Annotated in this window: 13 protein-coding genes, 1 pseudogene and 1 riboswitch; of the genes and pseudogenes, 4 read left to right on the top strand and 10 right to left on the bottom strand. The window is 67.6% G+C overall.

The features are described 5' to 3' along the window. Positions 1 to 26: 26 nt before the first annotated feature. Together ACV095_RS09310 and ACV095_RS09305 are read right to left on the bottom strand one after the other, a co-directional pair. Positions 27 to 542, bottom strand: a complete 516-nt coding sequence (locus ACV095_RS09310) for an NUDIX domain-containing protein (RefSeq protein WP_144599780.1) — start codon at positions 540 to 542, stop codon at positions 27 to 29. 95 nt (positions 543 to 637) lie between these two features. Beyond that, on the bottom strand, positions 638 to 829 hold the full coding sequence (locus ACV095_RS09305) for a DUF1918 domain-containing protein (RefSeq protein ID WP_026265782.1): 192 nt from the start codon (positions 827 to 829) through the stop codon (positions 638 to 640). Positions 830 to 902: 73 nt separating this feature from the next. On the opposite strand from ACV095_RS09305, the gene ACV095_RS09300 reads away from it, so the two are divergent. Next, positions 903 to 1409, top strand: coding sequence for a metallophosphoesterase family protein (locus ACV095_RS09300; RefSeq protein ID WP_478223326.1), 507 nt, complete (start codon positions 903 to 905; stop codon positions 1407 to 1409). Positions 1410 to 1565: 156 nt separating this feature from the next. Continuing rightward, positions 1566 to 2459, top strand: a complete 894-nt coding sequence (locus tag ACV095_RS09295) for a glucose 1-dehydrogenase (protein ID WP_056390519.1) — start codon at positions 1566 to 1568, stop codon at positions 2457 to 2459. Between the two features lie 36 nt (positions 2460 to 2495). Here ACV095_RS09295 and ACV095_RS09290 read toward each other — a convergent pair whose 3' ends face one another. The 4 genes from ACV095_RS09290 to ACV095_RS09275 are packed head-to-tail and all read right to left on the bottom strand — an operon-like array spanning position 2496 to position 5258. Next, complete coding sequence (locus ACV095_RS09290; RefSeq protein WP_043424958.1) at positions 2496 to 2942, bottom strand: DUF1810 domain-containing protein; 447 nt, start codon at positions 2940 to 2942, stop codon at positions 2496 to 2498. A 25-nt stretch (positions 2943 to 2967) separates the two neighbouring features. Continuing rightward, positions 2968 to 3498 carry a DNA alkylation repair protein gene (locus tag ACV095_RS09285; protein WP_478223325.1) on the bottom strand — a complete coding sequence of 177 codons (531 nt, stop codon included), beginning with the start codon at positions 3496 to 3498 and terminating at the stop codon, positions 2968 to 2970. Next, positions 3495 to 3854 carry a TraR/DksA family transcriptional regulator gene (locus ACV095_RS09280; RefSeq protein ID WP_478223324.1) on the bottom strand — a complete coding sequence of 120 codons (360 nt, stop codon included), beginning with the start codon at positions 3852 to 3854 and terminating at the stop codon, positions 3495 to 3497. The genes ACV095_RS09285 and ACV095_RS09280 overlap by 4 nt, the downstream gene beginning before the upstream one ends. A 21-nt stretch (positions 3855 to 3875) precedes the next feature. After that, complete coding sequence (locus ACV095_RS09275) at positions 3876 to 5258, bottom strand: aggregation-promoting factor C-terminal-like domain-containing protein (RefSeq protein ID WP_478223323.1); 1383 nt, start codon at positions 5256 to 5258, stop codon at positions 3876 to 3878. 260 nt (positions 5259 to 5518) lie between these two features. After that, positions 5519 to 5689: riboswitch (cyclic di-AMP (ydaO/yuaA leader) on the top strand. Positions 5690 to 5692: 3 nt separating this feature from the next. On the opposite strand from ACV095_RS09275, the gene ACV095_RS09270 reads away from it, so the two are divergent. Beyond that, on the top strand, positions 5693 to 6526 hold the full coding sequence (locus ACV095_RS09270) for a C40 family peptidase (protein WP_478223322.1): 834 nt from the start codon (positions 5693 to 5695) through the stop codon (positions 6524 to 6526). 126 nt (positions 6527 to 6652) lie between these two features. Here ACV095_RS09270 and ACV095_RS09265 read toward each other — a convergent pair whose 3' ends face one another. From ACV095_RS09265 to ACV095_RS09250, 4 genes and pseudogenes are all read right to left on the bottom strand, one after another. After that, positions 6653 to 8116 carry a protein adenylyltransferase SelO gene (locus ACV095_RS09265; RefSeq protein ID WP_018769372.1) on the bottom strand — a complete coding sequence of 488 codons (1464 nt, stop codon included), beginning with the start codon at positions 8114 to 8116 and terminating at the stop codon, positions 6653 to 6655. After that, positions 8100 to 9046: pseudogene (locus tag ACV095_RS09260) on the bottom strand (ribonuclease Z). Before ACV095_RS09260 ends, ACV095_RS09265 begins: the two are co-directional and overlap by 17 nt. Beyond that, on the bottom strand, positions 9039 to 9560 hold the full coding sequence (locus tag ACV095_RS09255) for a mycothiol transferase (protein WP_478223321.1): 522 nt from the start codon (positions 9558 to 9560) through the stop codon (positions 9039 to 9041). Before ACV095_RS09255 ends, ACV095_RS09260 begins: the two are co-directional and overlap by 8 nt. Positions 9561 to 9610: 50 nt before the next feature. Further along, positions 9611 to 10042 (bottom strand): hypothetical protein, encoded by a 432-nt coding sequence (locus ACV095_RS09250; protein WP_056390539.1) that lies wholly within the window; start codon positions 10040 to 10042, stop codon positions 9611 to 9613. Between the two features lie 240 nt (positions 10043 to 10282). On the opposite strand from ACV095_RS09250, the gene ACV095_RS09245 reads away from it, so the two are divergent. Then, positions 10283 to 11149 carry a universal stress protein gene (locus tag ACV095_RS09245; RefSeq protein ID WP_018769376.1) on the top strand — a complete coding sequence of 289 codons (867 nt, stop codon included), beginning with the start codon at positions 10283 to 10285 and terminating at the stop codon, positions 11147 to 11149. The last annotated feature ends 23 nt before the right edge of the window (positions 11150 to 11172 follow it).

Below are 11172 nucleotides of genomic sequence, written 5' to 3'. Positions count from 1 at the left end.
TCCAGGGTGGGCAGTCCAGGAAAGGCTTAGCAGGGATCCTGGGTGTCCAGCCGCGCCAGCAGGTCCGGCCACGACGCCGCGAATCCGGGGTGCAGCTCCAGTGCGTCCACCTCGGCTGTGGGAATCCAGAGCAGTGCGATGCTTTCGGGATCGCTGATGACGGGCTCGAAGGATTCCCGCACCAGCACCACCACGGTGGTGTAGGACCAGTAGCCGTGGTCCAGCACGGAGGTGAACAGCACTTCCACGCTCTCCGGCGGGACGGCAGCTTCCTCGTAGGCTTCGCGGAGGGCACCGTCGACCGGTTCCTCGCCCTGGTGCAGTGCCCCGCCGGGCAGGCCCCAAGTTCCACCGTTGTGGCTCCAGACGGCGCGGTGCTGCAGCAGCACACCTTTGCCGGGGTCGTAGGCCAGGACGCCGGCCGCGCCGAACCTGCCCCAGTACCGGCCGCGTTCCCCCTCCACCCATGCGTCGCCCGGGTCGCGCGGGCCGGTGCGCGGCGGCGGAGTGGAGGACGTGCTGGCGGACGGAAAGAGATCCATCGCTCCAGTCTGACAGGTGAAGCACCCGCAGGTGAAGCACCGGCGGGCCAGGCGGTGGGGCGGGTCAGGGGGCGGGCGGAATCCCGCCGGCCCCGTCAGGTCTTGTTTCCGTGGTCGACGGCGAAATCACCGCCGGGATACATGACGGTTTCATGCCCGTCGTCAAAGCGGACCACATATGGTGGGCTGCCGCCCTCGCCACGGACTTCAAGAATCACCCCATGCCGGTCCGAGGACCCCACGGTCCTGCCGTGCACGACAATACGGTCGCCTTGGGCTGCCTCCATGGCAATCACCTCCCAGCCCCCAGATTACGACTCGTGGCCGCGTGGGAACAGGGCACCATGGCAGGATTCCGGTATGCCGTTGAACCTCATCCTGCTCGCCGATACCCATATACCCAAACGCGCCAGGGACCTGCCGGAACAGGTGTGGTCCGCCGTCGAAAATGCCGATGTCGTATTCCACGCGGGCGACTGGGTGGAGGCAGCCCTGCTGGACGAATTCGAACGCCGGAGCAACCGGCTGCTGGGTGTTTTTGGCAATAACGATGGGCCCGAATTGCGCCGGCGCCTGCCCGAAACGGCAACTGCCAACCTGGACGGAGTCCGCTTTGCGGTGGTCCATGAGACGGGGCCGGCCAAGGGCCGCGAAGTGCGGTGCGATGCGCTCTTTCCCGACGCCGATGTCCTGGTGTTCGGCCACAGCCACATCCCGTGGGACACGGTGTCGCCGAACGGCCTGCGGCTGCTGAACCCCGGGTCGCCCACGGACCGCCGCCGCCAGCCGGCGTGCACGTTCATGGAGGCCACGGTCGACGGCGGTCAGTTGGCCGAGGTCCGGCTGGTCACGGTCCAGCGTGACTGACCCGCCGCGCCGCTTGGCATGAGGCGGCCTCTCTGCCTAGGCTAGGAACCGTAAGCATGCTTAGCTTTTTGCCTTCCTGTAACGGCGCAAATCGCGGGCTGCTTCAGTACCCGGGGCGACGAACCAGCCCGTGTCCGCACGACCAGGAGGACCACCATGACTGACCAGTACACCTTCCGCAATCCCGTGACGGCCTACGAAAAAATCTCCCCGCCCAGGCAGCACCAGCCCGAGCCGGGGCTGGATGCAGAACTCGAACCCAAGGCCGACCTGGGCGAGGAGACCTACCGCGGCACCGGCCGGCTGGAAGGCCGCCGGGCCATCGTCACCGGCGCGGACTCCGGCATCGGGGCCGCGACGGCGATCGCCTTTGCAAGGGAAGGCGCCGACGTCGTGCTGTCCTACCTGCCGCAGGAAGAAGCGGACGCCTCGCGCATCGCCGGAATCATTGAAGCGGCCGGCCGCAAGGCCGTCAAGGTGCCCGCTGACCTCAAGGATTCGGCGGCATGCCGCGACCTGGTGGAAACGGCGGTGGCGGTCCTGGGCGGGGTGGATATCCTGGTCAACAATGCCGGGAAACAGGTGGCCCAAGAGGACCTGCAGGACATTTCCGACGAGCAGTTCGACCACACCCTGAAGACCAATGTCTACGCGATGTTCTGGGTGACCAAGGCCGCCGTGCCGCATATGCCTGCGGGTTCGACCATCATCAACACCACGTCCATCCAGGCCTACAACCCGTCCCCCACCCTGGTGGACTATGCCACCACCAAGGCGGGCATCAACAACTTCACCAAGGGCCTGGCCCAGCAGCTTGCGCCCAAGGGCATCCGGGTGAACGCTGTGGCCCCCGGCCCCATCTGGACGCCCCTGCAGGTCAGCAGCGGCCAGCCCAAGGAGCAGCTGCCGGAGTTCGGCCAGTCCACGCCCCTGGGCCGTGCCGGCCAGCCCGCCGAACTGGCCCCCGCCTACGTCTTCCTGGCGTCGCCGGAGTCCAGCTACGTCGTGGGCGAAACGCTGAACGTCAACGGCGGCAGCCCCACGCCCTAACAGCCAGCCGCGCTCCGGCTGCCCCGGTCCGTGTGGTCAGCCGGCTGCGTCCTGCGCCGCCAGGAGCTCGTCGGTGGCAGGGTCCGGCTCGCCGTTGAAGAACTGGGCCAGGACAGTCTTGAACACTGTTTCTCCGGGTGCTGCCCGGAGGAACAGTGTCATGGAGGAGCGGAGTTTCCTGGCGTCGATGCCACCGAAGATGTCCTCGGCCGGCTGGTCGGCATGGTTGGCCAGGACCGTGGCACACTCGAGAAGCCGCGGGCCCAGGACTTCGTGGTCCAGGTAGGCCCGGGCTTCAGCCAGTGAAGAGATGGCGTATTTACGTGACATGGCGCTCTGCCCCAGCCCGGCAATCTGCGGGAAGATGAACCACATCCAGTGCCCGGACTTCCGGCCGACCTGCAGCTCCCCCAACGCCTGGTCATAGGTTCCGCCGGTGTTTTGGGCGGCAACAAATCGCCCAAGATCAAACGGCTCATTCATGTGGATCTCCTTCATTCGTCCGCTTTTAGAAAGTCAGTTCCTTCATGAGGGCAGCGGCCGCCGCCTGAAGATGGGCGTCCGGGTCCCCGCTCCACCGTTCCACCACACCGCGGGCCCGCTGCCGTTCACGCTCCCCCAGCCCTGCCAGCAGCGGCATCAGGACATCGGAGAGCAGGGGCGCGGTCAGATCCGCTGTGTGGGCGGAGCGGAGGAAGCCTTCCAGCCGGGTCAGGTCCGAATGCTGCAGGAGCCGCACCCGTGACTGCAGCAGCACCACGGCGGCAAGGCGGCGCTCGAAAACCGGGCGGGAGCCGGGCCCCGGCTGTCCCCAGAGGGCAGAGGCCAGCATCACGCTTGCGTCGTGGTCCAGGTCCTTGAATTTGCGCAGGGCGTCGCGCACAGTTCCACGGACGGCGCCCACGGAGGAACCATACGAGGCCAGCACACCGCCCAGGCGGTGTGCGACGTCGTCCGCGCGGTACCAGGCGCCCTCATTCTGGAGGGTACGGTCAACAAATTCCGCCGCAGCGGACACCACGTCCGCCGTGCCGGTCACCGCGCGCGCCCCGCGGAGGCGTGGTGGATGCAGAACGGGGTCCAGGGCCGGGCTTCCAGCCTGCCCTCGGCGATGGGTTCCCCGCACACCGCACAGATGCCATAGGTCCCCGCGGCCAGCCGGGCCAGGGCAGCTTCAATCTGGTCCAGCCCCGCCGAGCTTTGTTTCAGCAGCGCCGATGCCTGTGACAGCTCGAAGGCGATCGTGGCGCCCTCCGGATCGTGTTCGTCGTCGACGTTGGAGTCCTGGCGGGCCGAATTCGCAGCGTCGATGTCCGCCCGCAGCGCCGGCAGCAGCGCCATCCGCCGCGTCCGCTCATCTTCGAGCAGTGCACGGAACCGTTCGAAATCTGGCATGGGGAAAGCCTAGCGCGTCAGTCAGTACCAGTTCAGGGATACGGAATGGTTCCATGCCCCGCAGGGCGACCCGTAGCGGTCACGGATGTAGCCCAGGCCCCATTCGATCTGCGTCCGGTAGCTGGTCAGCCAGTCGCTCCCGGCGCTGGCATACTTGCCGGGCGGCAGTGCCTGGGCAATTCCGTAGGCCCCGGACCACGCGTTGGTGGCGGTGGTCAGCCAGTTGGATTCCTTGGTCCACAACTGGGCCAGGCACAGGAACTGGTCCTGGCCCCAGCCGAAAGCGGCAAGGCGTCCGGACGCGTAGCTTTTCGCCCCTGCCGGATCGTTGACCGCTCCACCGGGAATGGAAGGCACGACGACGGCGGGCGGGCTGGGAAGGGCCGGCTCGGCTGGCGGCGCCTCCGGAACGGAAGGGACAGGGTTGGCCGGCGGAGGGTTGGCCGGCGGAGGGTTGGCCGGGACAGGATTGGCAGGGGCTGGATTCACCGGGACAGGATTGCCGCCCACGGCGGCTGGGGCGGCTGGTGCGGGCGGCCTGGGCTGCTGGGCGGCCGCCGCGGCGGCCCTGGCGGCCGCTTCGGCCTGGCGGCGGGCCTGCTCCTCCGCTGCGGCGCGCTTGGCCGCCTGGGCCGCCTCGTAGGCAGCCAGCGCAGCCTGGCCTTGGCGGTACTCCCCCTCAAGCGCCGCCGTCGTCCCTTTCAGGGCGGCAAGCTGGGCCGTTAGCTCGCCGCCGTGCCGCTGCTCCTCGGCCACCTGCCGTGCCAGTGCGTCCCTGGCGGAACTGGCTGCCCCGGCTTTTGCCTTTGCCTCCCCGGACAGGCGCTCCCGTTCGCTCCTGGCAACCTTTTCCTGCTCCACCAGGGCAGCGGATACCTTTCCGGCCGCCGCCGCCTTGACCACCAACGCGGCCGTCTTGTCCCCCACGAGCTTGACGAGGTTGAGGCCCTGGACGCTGTTGGTCCCCAGGGCGTCCAGCGCCACGAAGAACCCGGCGTTGGTCCCGCCTGTCTTGTACGACTGCACGGCCAGGGCGCCGAGGTCCTTCCGGTACCGGGCCACTTCGTCGTTTGCGCGGGCGGCCCGTGCGGACAGGGTTTCCAGGCGTGATGTGGCTGACTGGAGCTCTGCATCCGCGGCAGCGTATTCGGCGGCCGACCGTACGGCTGCGTCCCCGGCTGCCTCCGACTGCGCCTGCAGGCCGGTCAAGAGCCCGTCGATGGTGGCAATTTCTGCAGCTTTTGCCGCTTCGGACGACTGCGCCTGCTGCACATCCGACCAGGAGGGATATCCGCCGGGCGGCGGCTCCTCCGCTGCGGCCGGCAGCACGGTGGCGGCGGCCAGGGCGATGGCCAGCACGCCACCGAGGAGCGGGATCCCTCGGCTGGTCACGAACAGGGGCATAGTCCCGAAGCTTACCGTCCGGCGCGGCCCCCGAGGGCGCGTCCGTGGCCACATTGTTACCGTTTGCAGCGATAAAGACCCTGCCTGCATCGGTCGAGGTCACCGCCCGAAATGCGAAGTACATCAAGACGTTTGCGCAATTGAGAGGGGAGCCTCGTATGTTATCCAAATGTGACAATCGGGGGCAGCGCGGGTTATGGTCGTTTGGTGTCCCTCTCAGACGGGACATTCCCGTCAGCATGCCGAGCCCTGCCGCTGATCATGGGATTCAACCGCTTTCCGTTTGGCAGGGACGGGGGAACCAAGTTTCTACGGCCACATGTGGCCTTGGGGTTAAGTCGTTAGCGCCTCCGCCCGCGGAGCCAGCTACCGGCCGGGTATCTCCAGCCCGAACCCGACAGCTCACCCCGCAGGCATGGGAGAGGCGATCAACTGTGTCAAAAATTTCCACCACTGCCCGTCACCGCGCGACTCCGGCCCGCTCCATTGCGCTCGAGGGCCTCGCCGTAACCGCCAAGTCCCAGGCCCGTTCGCTGGGCCGTCCGGCGCTTGCCGTTGCTGCAGCGTCCGGTATTGCCTTTGGCGTCGGAGCCCCGGCCCATGCAGGTGTCACCGGCCCGGACACCACTGAGAACACCAGCGTCCAGGCATACTCCGCACCTGCCCCGGCAGCAGCACCCGTCGCAGCAGCAGGAACCGTCCACACGGTGGTGTCCGGCGACACCATCGGGGCCATCGCGGCCGCCCATGGCGTCAGCCTCAACGACGTCCTGGCCGCCAACGGACTGGGACTGTCCTCCATCATCTACCCCGGTGACCAGATCCAGATCCCCGGCGCTGGCCACACCGCAGCCCCGGCGCCGGCAGCAGCTCCCGTCCAGACGGCAGCCACAACCGCACCGGCAAACACCGGCATGAACATGTCCTACGCCTCAGCCGCCCCGGCGGCGTCCACCGGCACCGGGACCGGCGCTGCCATCCTGGCATCCGCTTACAGCCAGGTCGGCGTGAACCAGGACTGCACCGCAATGGTTGAGAAGGCCCTGCGCTCCGTCGGCAAGTCCGTCGGCGACCTGGCCCCCACGCAGTTCTTCCAGTACGGAACCGTTGTCGGCGCTCCCGCCCCCGGCGACCTGATCATCACCTCCGGCCACGTGGGCGTGTACGCCGGCAACGGCCAGGTTGTGAGCGGCGGCGTCAACGGCTACAGCACCGAGGTCCACTCCATCAGCTGGCTCGGCGGCTACTCCGCAGTCCGCGTAGCCTAGCCTTCGCAACGCTTTGGCAGCAGCAGGCTGGTACTAAACAGCAAAGCTGTTCTTAGACAGGAGGGCGGCAGCCGGGTATTCCCGGCTGCCGCCCTCCTGTCATTTCCGCACCGTACCGCTGAACAGTCACGTCCCGCAGAAGGTCATGTAGGTGCCGAAATCCTCAGGGGCACCTTCGGCGTAGCGTTCCAGGCCCGGCCGCTCGGCGAAGGGGCTGCCGACGGCCTCGAGCAACTGCTGCAGGGGAGCCAGGTTTCCGTCAGTGGCGGCGGACAGCGCCTCTTCCACGAGGTGGTTCCGCGGAATATAGGCAGGGTTCACGCTGTCCATCAGTTCCGCGTCGGGCCCCAGGGCCTGCCACCGCTCCGCCCAGGCGTCGAACGCTTCAAGGTCCAGGACCATGCCGCGCACGGGACGGAGGTCCCCCCGCGCGGCCTTGCCCAGGTTCCGGAAGAACAAGGTGTAGTCCACCGGCCCGTCCTTCAGGATGGCAATGGCACCGTCCACCAGGGCGGAGGCGGCGTCGCTGTCCGCATCCCCCGACAGGCCCAGCTTGGCCTTCATGCCGCCGGACCACGCCTGGCTGTACTGTCCGCGGAATCCGCCAAGTACCTCCACCGCGGGGGCAACCGCCTTTTCCTGGTCCCCGTCGATCAGCGGCAGCATTGCCTCCGCCAGCCGTGCAAGGTTCCATTCGGCCAGCACCGGCTGGTTGGCGTAGGCGTAGCGTCCGCTGACGTCGATGGAACTGTAGACAGCGGCGGGATTGAACACATCCATGAACGCGCACGGGCCGTAGTCGATGGTTTCCCCTGAGATGGTCATATTGTCCGTATTCATGACCCCGTGCACGAACCCCACCAGCATCCACCGGGCCACCAGGTCCGCCTGGGCGGAGACCACCGAGGCGAACAACTCCAGGTAGGGGTTTGGGGCGCCGGCAGCGTGCGGGTAGTGCCTGCCGATGGCGAAATCCGCCAGCCGCTTCAGCAGCTCGAAGTTTTCCGTGGCCCGCGCGTACTGGAAGCTGCCGACGCGCAGGTGGCTGCCGGCAACCCGCGCCAGGACCGCACCGGGCAGCATGCCGTCACGCCTGACCTGCCGGCCAGTTGCCACGACGGCGAGCGAGCGGGTGGTGGGAATGTGCAGGGCATGCATGGCTTCACTTACCACGTACTCACGGAGCATGGGCCCGACGACGGCACGTCCGTCCCCGGCGCGGGCAAACGGCGTGCGCCCCGAGCCTTTGAGATGGAGGTCCAGGAGGCGGCCGCCTTTGTCCGTGACCTCACCAAGCAGCAGGGCGCGTCCGTCGCCAAGCAGCGGAGAGTAGCCGCCGAACTGGTGGCCCGCGTAGGCCTGCGCCACCGGGGTGGCGCCCGCCGGAACGTGGTTGCCCACCAGGAGCCGCACCCCTTCGGGACTGCGAAGGTACCCTGGGTCCAGGCCCAGGTCGCGTGCGAGCCTGTCGTTCAGGACCAGGAGCTCGGGGCTGGGGGCTTCCTCGGCCTGCCAGGGAACGGCGAGTTCCGACAGTTCCCGGGCGAAACGGCCGTCAAAAGTGACCGTGGATTCAGCTGCTGCCGTCATGGCTTAACCCTATCGCCGTAGTTCCGCCCGCTGCTTCCCGTGCCGGTTGCCGGCGGCGGGGAACGGCAATGTGCTGCAGGTCCTCAGCGGCAATGACCGTGGTTCCCGGAGCCTGCGCCCGTGCCTGCTCCGCGAGGTGCGGGACGCCGTCGCCATAGCGTGCGGAGAAGTGGGTGAGCACCAGCATCCGGGACTTCCCGGACGCCGCAAGTTCCCCTGCCTGCCCGGCGGTCAGGTGCAGGTATTGCCGGGCCAGGCCGCGTCGTCGTCACTGAACGTGGACTCGGCCACCAGCAGGTCCGTGCCTGCTGCCAGTTCTTCGGCACCGTGGCACGGTGCGGTATCCATGATGAAAGCGAAGCGCTGGCCCGGCCTGGGAATACTGACCTCTTCCAGCCTGGCCGCTCCGAGGACCCCTTCGCGCTGCAGCAGGCCCACGTCGGGCCCTTCGATGCCCGCCGCCCGCAGCCTCTCCGGCAGGAACGTGCGGCCATCTGGCTCGGTGAGCAGGTAGCCGTATGTCTCGATGCGGTGATTGAGGGGCCGGACCTCAAGCCTGTCCGCCACGGCACCGGCGCCGCCATGTGGATGGAGCCTCACGTCAAGCCCGGGCGGGCTGAGACCCACCAGGGCCCTGACCACCTGGTCACCGGACGCCGGATAATGCAGGTGGACCGGGTGCGCCACGCCGTCCAAAACCATCCGGGAGAGCACCCCGGGAAGGCCGAAGCAATGGTCCCCGTGCACGTGCGTAAGGCAGATCCTGGTGATGGCGCCCGCCGCCACTCCCGCATGGATCATCTGGCGCTGGGTACCCTCGCCGGGATCGAAAAGCAGCCCTTCGCCGTCCCAGCGCAGGAAGTAGCCGTTGTGGTTGCGGGTCCGCGTGGGAACCTGGGACGCAGTGCCCAGCACTACGAGTTCACGCACCGTTGGAATCTGACGCTGCAAGCAACCCTTTGGCGTAGGCGGCCTGGCCGCCGTGCTGAAGGCAGTCCCCCAGGATGCTGACCAGCCGCACGCCCAGGGTGACGGGCGGATCCCAGCGCCTGTCGACCACACGGTCCAGGTCGGAATCCCCGATACCTTCCAGGACCCTGGCAGTCTGCCGGTGAACGGCCAGGTAATACTCCCGCAGGAGTTCCCGGGGCGCGCGGACTGCGTCCACCTGCTGGCTTGAGTGGCCGTAGCCCGTATCACTGTCCGCCAGCGGGAGCCCGAAGCGGGTTACGAATCCTTCGGCCTTCCAGACCTGCTCCAATCCCGAGGCGGACGCAACCTGCGCATCTTTCACCCGTCCCATGTGCCAGACCAGCCAGGCGATGGAATTGCCTTGGCCTGCAGGACGCAGCTGCAGCTGCTCCTCATCCAGCCCGTCCAGTACCTGCCCCACCAGGCCGGGGAGGCGGTCAAACGCCTCGAGCAACAACTCCTTGGAGTGCATGGGTCTCCTTCCCTGCGGACCGGGCCCGGGCGCACCCGGCCCCGGGATTGCTAGCGTTCCAGGTCGTCCGGCTCAAACTCACTAAGGGGCGAGCCGCCAAAGTTTTCCTCGTCGTCGCTTGCGTCTGCTTCCAGGCCGGTGGGATTCCCGCCGAAATCGACGTCGGCTGCTGCTTCACCCAGCGTGGGTGTGTCCGGCGGAACCTGCTCATCGCCGGAGCGGTACCGGGCCTGCGCGCTTTCGTCCCGCAGCGTCTGGTCACTCAGGAAGTCCTGCTCCTCCCCCGAGACTGCTTCGTCCTGCAGCAGCGGGTCCTCTTGCCAGCGGTCCGGATTGTTCTCTGCAGCCCCGGGGTAGCTGTCAGGTTCCCCGTTGACGGGATCGAGCTCCAGTGACGATGCCGCGCCGGGAGTCTCGTCGAGAAGAACGTCGTCTTCCTGCACAACTTCCAACTCATCGTCGGGGACGTTCTGTTCAGTCATGATGATGCCTTTCTCATGGGCTCCGGGCGGATAATAGTAAGCATACTGAGGAACGGTATGCCTGTGAACAGCCACCGCATTTCCGTCCCAAGCGGACAAACGGCGGTTCCCGGCCGCGCGCCAAGGCCGCAGGGCGGCCTGAACAGCGCTTCCGTGACTTTTGGCCCTAGAGTGCCGGTGGCGGCGGGGCCAGTCTTGAAAGGCAGGAAGACCAGTTCAAGACGACCAGGAAGTGCGGCCATGACATCCCAGAAACCCATCGCTGTGGGCACCAACGACTCAGCGCAAAGCCAGGCCGCGGTCCTGTGGGCGGCCCGCCGCGCCCACCGGACGCACCTGCCGCTGGTGATCCTCCACGTCGTCGACGACCGGTGGGTAGCTGAACCCTACCCCTGGTTTGGAACCCTCCAGCAGGCCGGCGAGGAACTGCTCAAGACCGCCGCCGGCAGGCTCGAAGGAACCGTGACGGTCACGCCGACTACGGAACTGCTCACCGGAAGCGTGGGCGGCCAGCTGGCCAAGTATTCGAAGAAGACCTCGATGATGGTCATCGGCTCCGGCAGCGGGCACCTTGGCGGGGCCCTCGCCGACCGCGCACTCCAGGTGGCGACCGCCGCCAAAGTCCCTGTCGCCGTCGTCGGGACCCAGGACCTCGAAGGCAGGTCCGGTGTGGTGGTCGGCGTTGACGGGTCTGCCGAGGCAACGCGGGCCGTCGCCTTCGCCGCGGCCGAGGCCGACCGCGAGGGAGACGAACTCACCGTCGTTTATGCCGTCAATGCGCCCGACCCCATCATCGACGCCGGCCTGACGCCGGGGGCGCTCGCGGACCTCATCGTGGACGAAGAACGCGTCGTGCTCTCCGAAACCGTGGCCGGGCTCAAGGAAGACTACCCGGACCTGACCGTGCACCAGCGGCTCGACAGGGAAAAAAACGCGGTGGACGCCCTTGTCGAGGCCGCCGCCGGGGCACGGCTGCTTGTGGTGGGCAGCCGCGGCCGGGGCGCCTTCAAGCGCCTTTTGCTCGGTTCGACCGCACACGGCGTGCTCAGGCACCTCCCGTGCCCCACGATCATTACCCGTACTGACACCGTTCACAGCCCCCTTTAGGCCGCAGCGCCTGCTGGTCCTTC

The organism is Arthrobacter sp. JDC6, assembly GCF_056484025.1.
This window is presented reverse-complemented; position numbering and strand designations above follow the sequence as displayed.